At 39.7% G+C, this 17,718-nt stretch carries 20 protein-coding genes; 6 read left to right on the top strand and 14 right to left on the bottom strand.

Annotated features, from left to right (window positions below):
• Positions 1-35: 35 nt before the first annotated feature.
• Both QZL88_RS13435 and QZL88_RS13430 read left to right on the top strand, forming a co-directional pair.
• Positions 36-1,205, top strand: coding sequence for an ABC transporter permease (locus tag QZL88_RS13435; protein ID WP_296941902.1), 1,170 nt, complete (start codon positions 36-38; stop codon positions 1,203-1,205).
• 21 nt (positions 1,206-1,226) lie between these two features.
• Positions 1,227-2,423, top strand: coding sequence for an ABC transporter permease (locus QZL88_RS13430; RefSeq protein WP_296941901.1), 1,197 nt, complete (start codon positions 1,227-1,229; stop codon positions 2,421-2,423).
• Positions 2,424-2,465: 42 nt separating this feature from the next.
• On the opposite strand, the gene QZL88_RS13425 is transcribed toward QZL88_RS13430, so the two are convergent.
• Positions 2,466-2,762 carry a DUF2007 domain-containing protein gene (locus QZL88_RS13425; protein WP_296941900.1) on the bottom strand — a complete coding sequence of 99 codons (297 nt, stop codon included), beginning with the start codon at positions 2,760-2,762 and terminating at the stop codon, positions 2,466-2,468.
• A 208-nt stretch (positions 2,763-2,970) separates the two neighbouring features.
• Between QZL88_RS13425 and QZL88_RS13420 the strand changes: the two genes are divergently transcribed.
• Entirely contained in the window at positions 2,971-4,476 is a 1,506-nt protein-coding gene (locus QZL88_RS13420; protein ID WP_296941899.1) for a catalase, read from the top strand.
• A gap of 69 nt (positions 4,477-4,545) precedes the next feature.
• Here QZL88_RS13420 and QZL88_RS13415 read toward each other — a convergent pair whose 3' ends face one another.
• The 8 genes from QZL88_RS13415 to QZL88_RS13380 all read right to left on the bottom strand — a co-directional run bounded on the left by QZL88_RS13415 (position 4,546) and on the right by QZL88_RS13380 (position 11,568).
• On the bottom strand, positions 4,546-4,782 hold the full coding sequence (locus tag QZL88_RS13415; protein WP_006800149.1) for a hypothetical protein: 237 nt from the start codon (positions 4,780-4,782) through the stop codon (positions 4,546-4,548).
• Between the two features lie 125 nt (positions 4,783-4,907).
• Complete coding sequence (gene rpsA / locus QZL88_RS13410; protein ID WP_291107217.1) at positions 4,908-6,710, bottom strand: 30S ribosomal protein S1; 1,803 nt, start codon at positions 6,708-6,710, stop codon at positions 4,908-4,910.
• A gap of 137 nt (positions 6,711-6,847) precedes the next feature.
• Positions 6,848-8,014 carry an acyltransferase gene (locus tag QZL88_RS13405; protein WP_296941898.1) on the bottom strand — a complete coding sequence of 389 codons (1,167 nt, stop codon included), beginning with the start codon at positions 8,012-8,014 and terminating at the stop codon, positions 6,848-6,850.
• 37 nt (positions 8,015-8,051) lie between these two features.
• Positions 8,052-9,089, bottom strand: a complete 1,038-nt coding sequence (locus QZL88_RS13400; RefSeq protein WP_296941897.1) for an inorganic phosphate transporter — start codon at positions 9,087-9,089, stop codon at positions 8,052-8,054.
• 12 nt (positions 9,090-9,101) lie between these two features.
• Positions 9,102-9,749, bottom strand: coding sequence for a DUF47 family protein (locus QZL88_RS13395; RefSeq protein ID WP_296941896.1), 648 nt, complete (start codon positions 9,747-9,749; stop codon positions 9,102-9,104).
• 161 nt (positions 9,750-9,910) lie between these two features.
• The gene (locus QZL88_RS13390) at positions 9,911-10,555 is read right to left on the bottom strand and encodes a carbohydrate-binding family 9-like protein (RefSeq protein ID WP_296941895.1); all 645 of its coding nucleotides are present in this window, start codon (positions 10,553-10,555) and stop codon (positions 9,911-9,913) included.
• Between the two features lie 36 nt (positions 10,556-10,591).
• Positions 10,592-11,188, bottom strand: coding sequence for a ribosome biogenesis GTP-binding protein YihA/YsxC (gene yihA, locus QZL88_RS13385; RefSeq protein WP_296941894.1), 597 nt, complete (start codon positions 11,186-11,188; stop codon positions 10,592-10,594).
• Positions 11,189-11,205: 17 nt separating this feature from the next.
• Positions 11,206-11,568 (bottom strand): MmcQ/YjbR family DNA-binding protein, encoded by a 363-nt coding sequence (locus QZL88_RS13380; RefSeq protein ID WP_296941893.1) that lies wholly within the window; start codon positions 11,566-11,568, stop codon positions 11,206-11,208.
• A gap of 108 nt (positions 11,569-11,676) precedes the next feature.
• Between QZL88_RS13380 and QZL88_RS13375 the strand changes: the two genes are divergently transcribed.
• Together QZL88_RS13375 and QZL88_RS13370 are read left to right on the top strand one after the other, a co-directional pair.
• Entirely contained in the window at positions 11,677-12,096 is a 420-nt protein-coding gene (locus tag QZL88_RS13375) for a hypothetical protein (protein ID WP_296941892.1), read from the top strand.
• A 3-nt stretch (positions 12,097-12,099) separates the two neighbouring features.
• On the top strand, positions 12,100-12,585 hold the full coding sequence (locus QZL88_RS13370) for a GNAT family N-acetyltransferase (RefSeq protein WP_296941891.1): 486 nt from the start codon (positions 12,100-12,102) through the stop codon (positions 12,583-12,585).
• On the opposite strand, the gene QZL88_RS13365 is transcribed toward QZL88_RS13370, so the two are convergent.
• The 3 genes from QZL88_RS13365 to QZL88_RS13355 all read right to left on the bottom strand — a co-directional run bounded on the left by QZL88_RS13365 (position 12,580) and on the right by QZL88_RS13355 (position 14,951).
• Positions 12,580-13,845 (bottom strand): FtsX-like permease family protein, encoded by a 1,266-nt coding sequence (locus tag QZL88_RS13365; RefSeq protein WP_296941890.1) that lies wholly within the window; start codon positions 13,843-13,845, stop codon positions 12,580-12,582. The genes QZL88_RS13370 and QZL88_RS13365 overlap by 6 nt on opposite strands.
• 3 nt (positions 13,846-13,848) lie before the next feature.
• Positions 13,849-14,202, bottom strand: a complete 354-nt coding sequence (gene rbfA / locus QZL88_RS13360; protein WP_296941889.1) for a 30S ribosome-binding factor RbfA — start codon at positions 14,200-14,202, stop codon at positions 13,849-13,851.
• Positions 14,203-14,306: 104 nt separating this feature from the next.
• Positions 14,307-14,951 carry an O-methyltransferase gene (locus tag QZL88_RS13355; RefSeq protein ID WP_296941888.1) on the bottom strand — a complete coding sequence of 215 codons (645 nt, stop codon included), beginning with the start codon at positions 14,949-14,951 and terminating at the stop codon, positions 14,307-14,309.
• Positions 14,952-15,181: 230 nt separating this feature from the next.
• On the opposite strand from QZL88_RS13355, the gene QZL88_RS13350 reads away from it, so the two are divergent.
• On the top strand, positions 15,182-15,535 hold the full coding sequence (locus QZL88_RS13350; RefSeq protein ID WP_296941886.1) for a cupin domain-containing protein: 354 nt from the start codon (positions 15,182-15,184) through the stop codon (positions 15,533-15,535).
• A 96-nt stretch (positions 15,536-15,631) separates the two neighbouring features.
• Here QZL88_RS13350 and pyk read toward each other — a convergent pair whose 3' ends face one another.
• Both pyk and aroQ read right to left on the bottom strand, forming a co-directional pair.
• Positions 15,632-17,098: a pyruvate kinase gene (gene pyk, locus QZL88_RS13345; RefSeq protein ID WP_006800164.1), complete on the bottom strand. Its 1,467-nt coding sequence runs from the start codon at positions 17,096-17,098 to the stop codon at positions 15,632-15,634.
• A 48-nt stretch (positions 17,099-17,146) separates the two neighbouring features.
• A complete protein-coding gene (aroQ, locus tag QZL88_RS13340) occupies positions 17,147-17,575 on the bottom strand; it encodes a type II 3-dehydroquinate dehydratase (RefSeq protein WP_296941883.1) in 429 nt (142 codons plus the stop codon).
• Positions 17,576-17,718 lie beyond the last annotated feature (143 nt).

Raw genomic sequence — 17,718 nt, 5'->3', positions numbered from 1 at the left:
CAAAAGCTAATAGCCAGCATAACTTAAAAAATAAGATGACTCAAGAGACTGGTATATTCACAATATTCAAAAGAGAATGGCTGCGCATCTCTACCTCCAAGATATGTATCTGGGGGATATTTGTCGCTCCTTTACTATCCATGATCATATTATTGTGGATGATGAGCAGCGGGCTGCCGTCACGCATCCCTATAGCCGTAGTAGACCTTGATAATACAACCACAACACGTACGCTGATCCGTCAGCTAGATGCTTTTGAGAAAACAGACATCAAATACAAAAGCCTTTCTTTCAGGGAAGCAAGACAGCAGATGGAGCGGATGGAAATATATGCGATATTGACCATCCCAAAAGATTTTACAAAAGACGCCATATCGGGAAACCGCCCTAAACTTGTATATTATACAAACAATGCATTCCTTATATCCGGCTCTCTCCTGTTTCAGGACTTAAAGACAATATCTACGCTGGCCTCCGCCTCGGTAGGATTACAAACAGCCGAAGCAAAGGGATTTACAGAAAACCAAATAATGCCGATACTACAACCGATAACGATAGATGCGCACCCCTTGGGTAACCCTTGGCTCAACTATTCGGTTTATCTGAATAATATACTGATGCCCGGAATACTGCAGCTAATCATACTGATGTTTACAGTATCCTGTTTCGGTTCGGAAATAAAAGCCGGTAACGGACGTTATCTGATGGCAATGGGAGACAACTCGATATTAAAGGTAATCATTGGAAAATTATTGCCATATACGATTATCTATACGGGTATTGCCTTCTTTTTCATATCAATATTCTATTATATCAATAAGTTCCCACTGCATAGTGGATTCTGGCCAATGTTCCTGAATTATTTCTGCCTGATTCTGGCTGCACAGGGAATGGGGGTTATCCTGCTGGGTATATTCCGCAACTATCGCTTGTCTTTAAGTATTGCAAGCCTTATAGGAATGGTATCGTTCTCTATCACCGGATTTTCATTTTCCACGTTGGCAATGGATGGTAGTTTAAGTGCGTTGAGTAACTTTTTCCCTCTGCGTCATTTCTTTCTTATATATGTAGACCAGGCACTCAATGGTGTCCCTGTAGGATATTCCATGTATCAGTATGCAGCCTTACTCATGTTTCTATTGCTTGCGGTCTTTTTCTTCGGTGTGATCAGAAAAATGCTGACGGATAATATATATGAAGAGTAAAGACTAAAATATAAAAACAGCATGAAGAAATTACTGCTCGATATATATTATGTTTGGATCAATGAACTAAAGGTTGTCTTCAAAGATGGAGCCGTCATACTCCTGTTCTTCATTGTGCCTCTCGCCTACCCTGTTTTATATAGTTTTATATATAATAACGAGACTGTACATGAAGTCAAAGTGGTAGTCGTAGACGATTCCAACTCGGTCTTATCCCGTGAATTCAAACGAAAAGTAGATGCTACAGCCGATGTGAAGATTATCGGATATGCAACCGATATGGAAGAAGCGCGGGAAGCCATGAGAAGGAAAGAGGCATACGGCATCATGTATATCCCGAGAGATTTCAGCAAAAATATAAACACACAGCAACAAACACAGATCAGTGTATTCTCCGACATGAGCAGTCTGCTGTTTTATAAAGCTATGCTCTTAAGTGCAACAGAGGTATCCCTCGATATGGGAGCCGATATACGGGTTGCAGAAACAGGCGGAGGCAGTCAGGAAGAAGATGCCGCAACACGTCAGACTGTAGAAAACCAGTGGGTAACGATGTATAATCCGCAAAATGGCTTTGCCAGTTTCCTTGTTCCGGCGATTTTAATATTGATTATACAACAGACGCTGATATTAGGCATAGCTACTATCGTAGGCACTCATAACGACAAGAAACGTTTTACCATCGCCTCCCATACTGCAGAAGGTAAAAGTGTCCATCCATTAAAACTGACAATAGGGAAAGCTTTCTGCTATGCCTCGCTCTACATGCTTATATCTGTATGGGTACTGAGAGTTATCCCTTACATTTTCAAATTCCCTCAGATAGGCGACCCTTTCACTATAGCTGCATTTCTGATGCCGTTTCTGCTAGCTGCAACATTCTTTGCCATGACATTGTCATACTTCTGCTCTCAACGGGAATTTGGCATGATGTTGTTCGTATTCACCAGTGTACTTTTTATATTCATCTCCGGCATATCATGGCCATGGACGGCAATTCCCGAACCTCTAAAGGCAATTGCCTATATAGCTCCATCTACACCGGGCATTCACGGTTTTATAAAGATAAATACAATGGGAGCGACATTAAGCGACGTCTGGTTCGAATATATCGCGTTGTGGATACAGGCCGGAATATATTGCATCACCGCAGTATTCATGTATAAGTGGTGGATACAAAATTACGACCCGGAATACAGGGGAATGGTTAGAAAGTAATTTTTTGATTCCTTACTACCCGGCAGGAGTAAAATAGCATTTCTATTTCTTCCCAAACCATGAGGTTATTTTCTCATACCATTTTACCAAAAACAAGGTGGATTCAGGTATTTCATAATCTTCTTTCCGGGCAAAGCCTCCATCAAGCAAAAGTTTGATAGCCTCTTCCGCATCCTCTTCCCTTACCTGTAGCTTTATGCCGCCTACGGCATAGGGATGAACCTGATTTATCAACTCATCCTTCAGAAAACAATAAATATCATTATCTTCTAAATATGATTTCGCGACAGCCAGTTCCCCCGGAATATTAGAAGTCTTTACAGTTATCATTTCGCCCATAGTATCATACGATTAGTTATTTTTAAAGATACATATAACCTATAATTTATCCAAGCCATCATCCGCCTTTGTTAAGCTCTGATCTGAAAATAGTATAACATTACCAAAACAAAACACCGCTCTGATTGTTTTAATAATTAAGACTATCTATACACATCCGGATCAAACAGTTATTTGAACTTATATACCACTTTAAACACACTACATTATGGAAGAAAACAAAAAGATTCTAACTACAAATCAGGGAAATCCCGTAGACAATGACCAGGCCTCTATCACCACCCAAAAACACACGATGACTTTGCTATCCGATGTACATACCGTAGAAAAACTGGCTCATTTCGACAGGGAACGTATTCCTGAAAGAGTTGTACATGCCAAAGGTTCCGGTGCATTCGGTTATTTTGAAGTAACACACGATGTGACAAAGTACACTTGTGCGGACTTCCTTTCACAGGTAGGCAAACGAACAGAGATGCTCGCGCGCTTTTCCACTGTAGGAGGCGAAAAAGGATCAGCCGACACTGCTCGCGACCCTCGTGGTTTCGCTCTTAAGTTTTATACTAATCAAGGGAACTACGATATGGTTGGTAATAATACCCCTACATTTTTTATCAGAGACGGTATAAAGTTTCCCGATTTTATCCATACACAAAAAAGAAATCCGCTTTCCAACCTGAAAGATGCAGATGCATTCTGGGACTTCTTGTCACTCACTCCGGAAAGTATCCATCAGGTTACAATTCTTTTCTCTGACAGAGGGACACCTGACGGTTATCGTCATATGCATGGTTTTTCGAGCCATACATATATGTGGTACAATGAAAAAGGAGAGCATGTTTGGGTAAAATGGCATTTCAAAACAGATCAGGGAATAAAGAACCTGACAGACCAGCAAGCTACCGAGCTGGCCGGCACTGACCCTGATTACGCGACACGCGATCTGTTTAACAGTATTGAGAAAGGTGATTTTCCTTCCTGGACCGCCTATGTGCAGATTATGAAACCGGAAGAAGCCGATAACTATAAATTCGATCCTTTCGATATTACCAAGGTATGGTTCCACAGCGACTATCCACTCATCCCTGTAGGTAAATTCGTATTGAACAGAAATCCGCAAAATTACTTTAACGAAATAGAACAAGCGGCTTTCTCTCCAAGTAATTTCATACCAGGCATAGCTTCATCGCCCGACAAGATGCTTCAGGTTCGGCTTTTCAGCTATCCGGACACACAGAGGCACCGGTTGGGCACAAACTTCGACCAGCTCCCTGTAAATGCACCTAAATGCCCTATGCACAATTATCAACGTGACGGACATATGAATATCGGGAGCCAGGAAAGTGCGCCTAATTATTATCCAAATTCCTTCAACGGGCCTGCACCGGATGCAAAATTCACACCTCCCGCAATTGATGTGCAGGGAATGGCCGCTCGTCACGAATACCCATTGGGAGATATAGACTTTGTACAAGCCGGAGCTTTATATTCACGCGCCATGTCAGACTACGACAGAAGCAATCTCATAAGCAATATAGTAGGGCATATCAAAAATGCTCAACAACGCATTCAATACCGACAATGCGCGATATTCTATAAAGCGCATCCGGAATACGGAACACGTGTTGCCGAAGGATTGAAACTGGATATTACGAAGGTAAAAAATCTGGCCGCAATGAATCAGGAAGAGAGGGTGAAAGCTACTACCAATTAACTATATTATCAGCAAAGCAAGGCGGCCATTTAATATAAATGGCCGCCTTGCTTTATATATTAAAATAACTCATTCGCGGAAATCATAATCCTCACGCTTTGCAAAGCCCCCTTTAATGAGTAATTCTATTGCGCGGTTATAATCACCGGACATCACCTGCAACCTTGCTCCTCCCCCCTCGGGTAAGGAAATTGTAATATACTCCCCATTAACGACACAATCAATGCCATTATCTATCAAATATGATTTTGCAATAGCCAGATCAGCCTCAAAATCAGACGTTTTTACAGTTACCAGCTCATCCATAATGTTATTCTTTAGTGAATACTGTTTATAAATATACATAAAATTAGCAAGTAATACTATATAAACAAAAAGATAGGGGACGACTTTTACAGTCGTCCCCTATTCTATAGATAGAATATCAGTTCTTATTTAGCGTCGCTTCCGCCTGAAAGTTTTTCTTTAAGAGCTGCCAGTTCTTCGATATCACCTAATGTGGTTTTTTCCATATTAGAAGATTGACTTACTGTTTCGTCTTTTTCTTTCTTCGCAGTTTTTCTAGCTTTCTTTTCAGCTGCTGCTTCCTTAGCTTCCGGTTTTTCGTCTTCGAATACACGGCTGTGAGAAACGATAATACGTTTAGAATCCTTGTTGAATTCGATTACTTTAAAGTCAAGTTTCTCATCTACTTTCGCTTGAGAACCATCTTCTTTCACCAAGTGTTTTGGAGTTGCAAAACCTTCTACTCCATAAGGAAGAGAGATTACAGCACCCTTGTCAACCATTTCAACAACTGTCCCTTCATGTACTGAACCTACAGTAAAGATAGTCTCAAATACATCCCAAGGATTTTCTTCAAGTTGTTTGTGACCAAGGCTCAAACGACGGTTTTCTTTGTCGATCTCAAGTACCTGTACTTCGATGTCGGCACCTATAGCAGTTACTTCGCTAGGGTGTTTGATTTTCTTAGTCCAAGAAAGGTCTGAGATATGGATCAGTCCGTCTACACCTTCTTCTATTTCAGCGAATACACCGAAATTAGTGAAGTTGCGAACTTTAGCTGTATGTTTGCTTCCCACAGGATATTTTTCTTCGATATTTTCCCATGGATCTGGTTTCAATTGTTTGATACCAAGAGACATTTTACGTTCGTCGCGATCAAGAGTAAGCACTACTGCTTCTACTTCATCACCAACTTTCATAAAGTCTTGTGCGCTGCGAAGGTGTTGTGCCCAGCTCATTTCTGAAACGTGGATCAAACCTTCTACACCCGGAGCAATTTCAATAAATGCACCGTAATCAGCCATAACAACAACTTTACCTTTCACCTTATCACCAACTTTAAGTTCAGCGCTAAGAGCATCCCAAGGATGAGGAGTAAGCTGTTTCAAGCCGAGAGCAATACGTTTTTTATCGTCATCGAAGTCAAGGATAACAACGTTGATTTTCTCGTCCAATTTAACCACTTCTTCCGGATGTTGAACACGTCCCCAAGAAAGGTCTGTAATGTGAATAAGTCCGTCTACGCCGCCAAGGTCGATAAATACACCATAAGATGTGATGTTCTTAACTGTACCTTCAAGTACCTGACCTTTTTCAAGTTTCGAAATAATATCTTTCTTCTGTTGTTCAAGTTCAGCTTCGATAAGAGCTTTGTGTGAAACAACAACATTTTTAAATTCGTGGTTGATCTTAACCACTTTGAATTCCATTGTCTTACCAACGAATACATCGTAATCGCGGATAGGCTTCACGTCGATCTGAGAACCCGGTAAGAATGCCTCAATACCGAATACGTCAACAATCATACCGCCCTTAGTACGACATTTGATGTAACCTTTGATGATTTCATCTTTTTCAAGAGCTTCGTTAACACGATCCCAAGAACGTGTAGCACGCGCTTTCTTGTGAGAAAGGATAAGCTGTCCTTTTTTATCTTCCTGGCTTTCGATGTATACTTCTACTTCGTCACCAATTTTCAGATCAGGATTGTAACGAAATTCATTCATTGATACAACACCGTCTGATTTGTAACCGATATTAACTACGACTTCGCGTTTGTTCATAGCAGTTACTTTACCCATTACCACTTCTTTGTCGTTTACTTTATTCAGCGACTGGTCATAGGTTTCTACAAGTTCTTCTTTGCTCTTACCTGTATAAGAGTCTCCTTTTTCGTACGCATCCCAGTCGAAATCTACAACCGGCTGTACATTTTTTAAATTATCAATCATTCAAAATTCGATCTGGCGCCTGTCCTGATCAGTATCATTAAAAAGTTAAACATTTTTTGCTTCGAAAAGCGGTGCAAAGATATTGTTTTTCAGAATATAAAGCAATTCTGAAGTATATTTTAATAATCTTTTTCTCATTTATGAACATTATCCCCGCTCAATATCTTGGAAAACTTTCCTTTCATCTGTATAAAACGTTGTTCGAAACCATAATACGACAGAGTTGAAATCAGCACAGTTATACCCAGGGAAAAACAGGTCTGAACACCCCACGCATGAATCCCCATATAGTCCAGCAGCTTTACAGATATGATGACTGCTATAATATGATACATATATAGGCCATATGATATCCTGCCCAGATAATTAAATACCTTATTTTCAAAATTTATTATCGGATGCGGATTTGTTGCCAAATTCAGAATCAATATCCCGAACAGGATTGCAAAAAACTCATAATTGACATATGGTAAACGGAATGTAGAGAAAAGAACTGCACACACAAAAAGCACTATTGACCAATTCAATACCGGGTTGTACAGGTACTTAAGTATAGCTCTCTTCTTGTAATGCCATACAGCAAACAAACCTCCGATAGCCATACAATCGATACTGAATTTATTCCATACTTTAGAAAAAAGGTATATATAATAGCTTTCTGTTGCCTCTTGCAAATATGGAAGTAAGGCGAATTTCACCAACAAATATATTATTATCACACCAAAGAGCAGCCTTTCTTTCTTCTTCACAAACTTCATCAACAGAGGCCATAAAATATAAAACTGCTCTTCTACCCCGATCGACCATGTATGCCCTATATATGGGATTACCGATTCGAGCGCATGAATCACCACATTAGGCAGAATAAGTAAATATAATATAAGGTTCCGGGGAGAGTAAGCTGTATCCACATCGACATGAGGCAAATCAAAAAAAGGAATAAACCTCAACACAAAAAAGACAAGCAAAATAAGAAAATAATATAGGGGCCAGATGCGTAAAATACGCCGTATATAGAAGTCCTTAACAGAGACTGTTTTCGTCTTGGCTTCCTCCATCAACAATAAGTAAGTGATAAGAAATCCGGACAAAGCAAAGAATAAAATAACCCCCAGTTGTCCTGAATCCGGATTTTTAACCAAGAGATAAGGATCCATTCCCAGATAATAAGACTTCATTTGCTCCTGATGCCCCAAAAGAACAATAAAAGCAGCGAAAAAGCGCAATCCGTTCAGATTCGGAAAGTAAACTTTATCACTTTTCATCAGAGCACCGGAGTGCTCTATTTGATCTTTTGCCATAAAAAAATACGTTTGTGTCAATAGGGGAATCAGCGAGCTATGCAATAAACAGACCTAGTCCGTAATAAAAAAGCATAGCCATAACTGCACTCACGGGAATAGTCAAAATCCAGGCAACAAGCAAGTCTTTTGTTACACCCCAGCGCACAGCCGAAAGGCGCTTTATGGAACCTACTCCGATAATACTCCCGGTGATCACATGCGTTGTACTCACAGGCACATGCAGTATCTCAGTAATAAACAAAGTCAATGCTCCGGCCGACTGAGCACAAAAGCCCTCTATCGGTGTAATTTTGGTAATACGGTTACCCATTGTTTTCATTATCTTCCATCCTCCACACATGGTACCGACTGCTATTGCCGTAAAACAAACCAGAGGAACCCAATCGTGCATATCTGCCATCGAGCTCATTTGCAACCACGGATGCACATCTACGTTCGTTTGAGAAAATGCAATCAATGCAGCAGCTATGATACCCATCACTTTCTGAGAGTCATTAAGACCGTGTCCTATACTAAGTAATGCGGATGATATAAGCTGTAGTCTTTTAAACCACCGATCTGCTTTGTTCGGCTTAACCTTTTTCACCAGATGAAGCGTCAGCAATGTAATAAAATTACCACCAACCATACCTATCAGAGGAGCCACAACAATAAACAATGCTATAACGCCTATCACCCCTGCATGCACTGCCTGAAAGCCAGAAGCGGCAATACCGGCTCCGGCAAATCCACCGATAAGTGTATGCGATGACGACGAAGGTATACCCAGCCACCATGTAATCAGATTCCATGTGATAGCAGCTACCAGCCCGGCAATAATAACATGCGAAGGATTGGCGATAAAACTCATATCCACGGTTTTAGAAACAGTATCAGCAATACCGAAACCTCCGATAATAAATTTGGCGATAAAATAAGCAACAAAGTTGAAAAATGCAGCCCAGATAACGGCTTGGGTAGGGGTAAGAACTTTTGTGGATACGACTGTGGCTATCGAGTTAGCCGCATCGTGGAATCCATTGATAAAATCGAAAATAATGGCTAAAACAATAATTATTATCAGTAATGTCATTTCTAGGTTTGATTATGAGTACTTAACAATCATTGTCTTTATAATCTTCCCGACTGCTTCGGAGGCATCAGTGGCCCGTTCGAGTTCATGGAGGATATCTTTAAGTTTTATAACTTCGATGGCGTCTGTTTCATTCTCAAACAGGTCGATAAGAAAATGCTCATATACGTCATCTGCTTTTTTCTCAATAACAGCTAATTGTTCGCAGTATTCCTTGATTTTCACCGTACTCTTTTTCAACACATCCAGTTCATCTATCGCCTGAACTAAAAAGCCGGCAGATTCACGGACAAACATAGCCAGACGTGTTGCAGCCTCAGGCATTACCTTCGGACTGTAAAGCATGATACGTTTCGCACAACTGTTGATCAGATCGGTTACATCATCCATCGTAGACGAAAGATGATTGATATCTTCCCTGTCGAATGGAGTAATAAACGTTTCGTTCAACTCTTCAAAAATTTTGTTTTGGATAGCATCCGCTTTGCGTTCCTGTTCTTTAATTTTCTTGTAGTACTCTACAGCATCATTGTGGTTAGTAACTTGGACACACTCGATGATCAGGTCAGATGCAACCAAAATTATCTGAGCCATCTCACTCATTAGCGGAAAGAACTTGTTTTCTTTAGGTTTAAACCTATCGAAGAAATTATTTTTCATAAAAATTTAAATATATCCATATTTGAAAAGGAGTACAAGAAGAATGCAACTCCAAACGCATGCAAAGATAAAAAAAAATCTATTCGATGAAAGCTTTTTTAACATAAAAATAAAAACGATATCTCCCTCTAAATTTGACAATTAGCTTCAATTATGCATTTTTATTCAAAATGTATATCCCCGAAATATAAAGGCATGTGAAAATTTGGCGTTTTAGTCTCAACCGGATTCCATGAAAGATAGTGCGGAATAGTCAAATTATCGCCGCATTTATAAAAATTGCCACGTGCTTTAACCCCACTGAATGTCTCTAACCCGGATTGCCAATAAGCAGAAACCGGAACAACGATTAACATATTCCACTTAAAATCCCCCTGTCTCTTACCAAAGGGCTCTGCACCCAAACTCGGATATCGTTTTATAGTAGATAAAAGAGCCGGAGTCGCACGCACAGAATTCGCTTTATTTTCCCTGTAACCCAAAAGAACTTTACCTATGCAAGATACTTCCAGATTATAATAGTAAAGAGAATCTCCAAACGACAAAAAGGACTCGACACATGAATCTTTCCAGACAGGGCCGTTATCTTCACTCGCTTCAGCCAGAATTTCATTTTCCTCCACAAAGAATTGAAGGAACAGATGTGTTCCGTTATGGGCTATCTTAAAGGCGACTTCGGGCCGGGAAGGATAAAGTTCGGGCCAGTTTACGCAAGCCACTTTATTACCTTGCACCTCTTGCATACATTCAATTACACTTATGTAATCATTGGCATCAGCCACATTAATCATTGGTACGAACAGCATAGCGTATTCGATTTAGGTTTTAAATATCAGTTTCTTTTATAAGCTTTTATTTATTTGTTCAATATAACCTAATATTTCATCTACCCCCAACCGATGTTCGGCAGATGAATAAAATATAGGGGGGATTTCCTCCCATGTTTCTTTCAGGCTATCTGTATATGCTTCCATATTCTTTTTCAATGCACCTTTACTCAATTTATCTATCTTGGTGAACACAATCACAAACGGCACACCTTCTTCACCCAGCCAGTTCATAAATTCAATATCTATCTGTTGTGGCTCATGACGGGAATCCAACAATAGGAATAAGCAGGTAAGCTCTGCCCTGTTTATGATATAACTATCAATAATCTTCCTTATTTGCTCACGTCCTTCTTTCCCGCGTTGAGCATAACCATATCCGGGCAAATCGACCAGATACCATTCATCATTGATTATGAAATGATTTATCAATTGTGTTTTCCCCGGTTTGGAGGAAGTCATGGCTAGTCCTTTTCTGTTTGTCAGCATATTAATTAGCGAAGATTTGCCGACATTGGACCGTCCGATAAATGCATATTCGGGCTTTCCGTCCTGTGGACATTTGCGGTAATCGGTATTACTTACTACAAACTGAGCATCTTTTATAATCATTATCTTATCCTCTTATTTTATAGATTCAAATATTCGTATCTTTTCTTTTTAGGCAATTTCTTTATCACCTCATCCACTGAATGTTTTATCAACTCTTCTATCAGATTGTCCGGTACATCACTATCCAAACAAACCTTATTCCACAATAAGCCCTGAGTGTGAGTGCCATGCCCTACTCCTCGGTACCTTTCCCGCAGATCGGCTGATTTCTCGGGATCACATTTCAGATCGACACTAAATCCCCCATCCTTGGGCTTCAACCGTGTATATGCAAACATTTTACCCATTACTTTGAATACCAGTGTCATTTCATTAAACGGGAAAGATTCGGTAGCACCTTTTACGGATATACAATAATCCCTTAGTTCTTCTATATTCATAAAGTCTACTTTTGGTACCTCAACACAAAAATAGTCTAAAAATATGAATATCTTTGTTTTCTGAACATAACATCTTATATATTGTTTTAACATAAAACATAAAGAATTATGACAGCAAAAAAAGTCATTACAACCATCGTGGCCATCATTATAGCTGGCCTTCTCATATTCGGATACGTCTGGTATTTTGTTCCATTCAGCGATTCAGGCGTTAAAGCGGGCATATTGAATAATGTAAAACACAAAGGCGTTATCTTCAAAACCTATGAAGGAGAGCTTATCCAGTCCGGATTCGGCCAAGGCATGCAAGGTCTCCAGTCAAATGAATTTCAATTTTCGATAGACGATAAGGATTTGGCTATAAAACTGATGGGCATGAGTGGCCAGAACGTAAAACTCCACTATAAAGAATATTATGGCAGATTGCCCTGGCGCGGTTACTCTAAATTTGTTGTCGACAGCATTGTCTCTGTAGACCCTGTAATACCCAATAAGACAGATGAAATTCCACCGCTTGTAGCACAGTAATTTATGATCAGAGACGTAACCCCGGATGATGCAAAGAGAATTGCAGATATATATAATTACTATATAAAGGAAACCATTGTGACTTTTGAATACGATCCGGTAAGTGAACAGGATATAAAGGAACGCATAAAAAAGGTAACAGGTAAAAATTTTCCGTATTTCGTTTATGAGCAAGACGGTATTGTTATCGGCTATGCATATCTTAATAACTGGCGGGAACGGGTCGCATACGATATAACTTTGGAAACCAGCGTATACCTTGACCACAAAGCAACCGGAAGCGGAATAGGCAGCATTCTTTATCAGGAATTGATAAACAGGGCGCAGAAGATAAATATCCATTCCCTGATAGGTGTCATCTCTCTCCCAAATCCCGAGAGCCAAAAACTGCACCGTAAATTCAACTTCGAACTTATAGGTAATTTTAAAGAATCGGGAGTAAAATTTGACAGTCTAATCGATGTGGAATTCTGGCAACTGATATTATAAGCGTTTGCGCAGATTATTTACAGGATAGATAACAGCAAGAAGGCCAATCATACTTACAGTGACAAATATGAGCAAAACATCTAGCGGCTCCACCACTACCGGATAAGCATCCATAACAAATGTCCCTGGCGTAGAGCCAAGTTGTAACAATCCGAAATACTGCTGCAACAGACATATTATAAGGCCCAGTATTATCCCTGCAATAGTACCCACAAAAGTTATCAGACCACCTTCGAACAGAAAAACTTTCAGTATAAGTTTATTATCAGCTCCTAAATTTTTCAGAATCCTGATATCTTCATTCTTTTCTATAATAAGTATCGTCAATGATCCTACGATATTAAAAACCGCAATCACGAGTATTATAGCCAATATAAGAAAAGTAACCCATTTCTCTATACTCACCATACGAAACAGATCCTCCTGCTGCTCAAAGCGGTTTTTAACAAGATAATTATCACCTAAAACAGACTTTATCTTCGCCTGCACCTTGTCTACTTCAGCTGCATCTTTCAGCTTTACATCAATAGAAGACACTTCGTTCTCATACCTCAACAGTTCGCGCACAAGGTCTATGGAAACAATCATCATCTGATCGTCATACTTTGCCTGATTCAGGGCAAACACTCCGCTTATAAATACATCGGAACGGTCGAAAGCCGTAGAAGGATTAGCCGGATTAACCCTTACATTCCTTTTTGGTACATAAATTTCTACCGGATCGACAAAGTTGGCACGCACACCGAGAAACATCGCCAGACCGGCTCCAACAACTCCATTGTCTATATGCCACTCATTCATTGAATCAGTACCGATGGCTTCAACGGCACCGGAAGTATCCTCCCTTAATAGAAAACGGCCGTCTATAATCAACTTATCGATATCCGCAAGGTTTTCAAATTTCTTTGATACCCCCTTTAGTATGATAGGTTCCTGACGATCCCCGTTTTTCAACAGGGCATTTTCTTCGAGTGATTCGGAAGTAAATGCTATTTCAGCTATCTTCTTCACTTCCTCCATTTGAGGATTGTTAGGATCAAACACCTTTCCACTTACAGGAGTTATCTGCAATTCGGGATCAAATGCGCTGAATGTTTGGGAAACAACCCCGGTGAACCCGTTAAAGACAGAAAGCACACAAACTAAAGCTGCTGTAGCCAAAGATATCCCAAACACCGATATCATGGATATAACATTGATGGCATTATGCGACTTCTTGGCAAAAAGATAGCGCCGGGCTATGTGAAGCGAAAGGTTCAAAGTTTATTCTTCTGTCTTATTATCTTTTCCGAGCAGTTTATCTATATTCTCCAGATAATCGAGCGAATCGTCCAGATAAAAGCTTAATTCGGGAATCACACGCAACTGCTTACCTACCTTTTGGCCTAGATCGAAACGCAAAGCTTTTACGTTGGTTTTAATATTATCAAGAATCTCCTTCCCTTGTTCGGATGGGAAAATACTCAAATACACCTTTGCCAATCCCAAATCGGGACTAACACGCACTGTACTCACAGAAACGAGTACACCTCTCATCTGCTGTGTCTGTTTCCTGAATATTTCACTTAATTCCTTTTGGATAAGGCGGTTTATTTTTTGTTGTCTGGTAGTATCCATGTTATATTATTTTGGGTACAAAGGTAATACTTTTCAGTTAACAGTAATCAGTCAACAGTTAACAATGGTTATCCTTTATGCTGTAAAGATAAAATACCAGCCTGCTATTTTTTCCATATCAGAGTCAATCCGTCCCTTACAGGCAATATCACTTTCTCCACCCTGTCATCTTTAGCAAGCATATCATTAAAAGCCTGTATTCCGATAGTCTGTTTATCTGAGGGTTTCGGAGTATCCAGTACATGCCCGTCCCATAGGGTATTGTCAGCGACAATGAGTCCACCCCGCCGTACCTTATCAAATATAAGATTGTAATATTCTATATAGTGACGCTTATTGGCATCGATAAATACCATATCAAACATGCGGTCTATTTGGGGTATAATCTCCATTGCATCGCCTATATGCAGATGTATCTTATCTTTCAGTTTCGTTTTGTGAAGATATTTCATTATAAAATCTTCCAGTTCGTCGTTTACCTCTATGGTATGAATCTCTGCATCATCGGCAGCACCCTCAGCCAGACAAAGAGTCGCATAAGCTGTGTATGTTCCTATTTCCAATATATATTGCGGCTGCATCATCCGGCAAAACATATTCAACATCCTGCCCTGCAGATGCCCCGACAGCATACGTGGCTTCAAGAGGTTTACATGTGCATCCCGATTAAGTTGTTTCAACAAATCCCCTTCATCATCTATATGGGAGAGAATATAATTTTCTATGGCTTCGTTTTTGTCGAGTGACATTATTTATTATAATAAATTTGAATAAGCTAAGTAAAAGAAAGTATTCAGTGCGACATCATTTCATCGTAACCGACTATTGCTGTTGCAAATAAGAAATAAGAAACAAGAAATAGACCTGCAACCTTAATACAGGCTAAAGATAATCATTTCGCAATTATTTTTAGAAAACAACGATATTTTCCGATATATTTCTTAATTTTAAGACATTGCACCTTAAATTTTATAGAATTATGAGCAGAGTGATAGATAAAAAATCGGCGCCTCATTATTTCTGGGGCGATAATTGTAGCAGTTGGATTCTCATGAACAGAGATTCCTTATCAGTGAAAATCGAAACTATGCCGGCCGGGACACGGGAAACTTTACACTTCCACTCATCCTCACGGCAATTCTTCTTTGTATTGAAAGGTACTGCAATCTTTAATGTAGACGGTAAGAAAGTGACAGTAAAGGAACAGCAGGGCATACTGATAGAACCCATGATGAAGCATTACATTGCTAATGAGACGCAGGACTCTATCGACTTCATCCTTGTATCGCAGCCGGACAACGACACGACTAACGACAGAACGGATGTGGAATAAACGAAAGAAGGATGCTTAATCAAGCATCCTTCTTTATTTTGACAAAGCGACAAATCAAAACTTATCATTCAAACTCATCACTTATAACTTTCAAACTTAGTCTACAGGCACCTCAAAAGCATCACCTGCATCTACTACACGGCCAACACCGTTGATTTCAAGGAAAGATGTTCCTTTACCTTCTCCGAATGAACCACTAAGGTAAGCAACCTGATCATCTTTCTTAACCAGCCCTTTGTCTAACATAGAGTTAAGAGCTTTCAAGAAATATTGCTTATGCTGGTGAGTTGTAAACCCGGTCGATTCCTGATAACTTGCCTGTATTCCGTAGCATACCGAAAGTTGACGGGCAACTTCATTACTACAGCAAACAGCATAAACAGGACATTTACTGCGGAATGCAGCAATTGTACGAGCTGTACGGCCAGTATAACTATCAGTGATAATAGCAGCCAGACCCAGCTGAGTTGCAGCTTTTACAGCTTGTTTTGCAAGGAATGATGTAGTATCATATTCCTCATCTTTAAACGGAACAGGAATAACTTTTTCGTCCAGTTTAGATTGCTCTGTAGTAGCACAGATCTGAGCCATTGTACGAACAGCCTCCAATGGATATTTACCGTAAGCTGTTTCACCACTCAACATCACAGCATCAGTTCCGTAGTATACCGCATTTGCGATATCTGTTACTTCGGCGCGTGTAGGACGTGGATTCTCGATCATTGTGTGCAACATCTGAGTTGCTACGATAACCGGTTTCTTGTATTCGATAGACTTACGGATAAGCAAACGCTGGATTGCCGGGATTTTTTCCTGTGGTACTTCAATACCAAGGTCACCACGCGCAACCATTACGCCGTATGCAGTTTCGAAGATTTCGTCGATATTGTCAACACCTTCCTGATTTTCGATTTTAGCGATAATCTTGATAGGGCTGTTATATTCGTCAAGGATTTTCTGTACATCCAAAACGTCTTGTTTGTTTCTTACGAATGAGTGAGCGATGAAATCAGCTTTGTTTTCTATTGCGATCTCGATACTTCTCTTATCTTTTGCTGTGATAGAAGGAAGATTTACGCTAACACCCGGTATATTTACACTCTTACGGTTACCGATAGTTCCATCATTCTGGATTTCGCAAAGAAGGTAATCAGCCGTTTTGTCAATAACTTTCATTGCAGTTTCACCATCATCAACGAGAAGCGTGCTACCTACAGGCACATCCTGTACGATACTTGGATAAGAAACACCAATTTGCTCTTGTGTGGAAAGGAAATTCAAATCTCCGACAACTTTAACTTTATCGCCTGTTTTTACAATGATTTTTTCTCCTGACGCATTTTTAGCTGTACGTATTTCCGGACCTTTAGTATCCATCATGATACCAATGTAAGGAGATACTGCGCGTACATTTGTCATTACTTGAATAAAGCCTTCTTCTGTCATGTGGGCCGAATTCATTCTAACAACGTTGATTCCTGCGTCGTACAACGACTTAATGAAATCAACATCACAACGCATGTCTGAAATTGTAGCTACAATTTTCGTTTTCTTCTGAGTCATAAATGCAATTTAATTAATGTATATAGTTCTTTTTTAATTCTAATCTTCTCAGGCCTTTTTTGTCTTTCGAAAAAAGTCTATTGCAAGTTCGTATGAAAATAGCCCCAAGCCGACTACTGATCCTTTGCATGCTGCCGCAATCATTGATTTGTGCCGGAATTCTTCCCGTGTGTGGATATTGGATATATGCACCTCCACTACAGGCGTATTCACAGCCTTGATAGCATCATGAAGGGCAACAGATGTATGCGTATAGGCTCCTGCATTTAAGACGATTCCATCAAATGAAAAACCTACCTCATGTATTTTATCAATCAGCGCTCCTTCGTGATTAGATTGAAAATATGATAGTTCGCAGTCCGTATAAGTTTGTTGCAACTGGGAGAAGTATGTTTCGAAAGAAGTATTCCCGTAAACATCCGGTTCCCTTTTACCCAACAAATTCAAATTTGGCCCGTTTATTATCAGTATCTTCATTTTTATCAGCTATTTAGCGCCGAATTCAGCTATTTTGTTTGTTTAGAGGACAAAAGTACTACTTTTCTTTGAAAGAAGTAACTAATATTTTACAATTAATGTAAATTAATGAACGTTTTTAATAGTGAAAGCAGTAGTAAAAT

Source organism: uncultured Dysgonomonas sp. (assembly GCF_900079725.1).
In the GTDB taxonomy this organism is placed as follows: Bacteria; Bacteroidota; Bacteroidia; order Bacteroidales; family Dysgonomonadaceae; genus Dysgonomonas.
The sequence above is the reverse complement of the archived record's forward strand: the minus strand, read 5'-3'. Positions and strand labels throughout refer to the sequence as shown.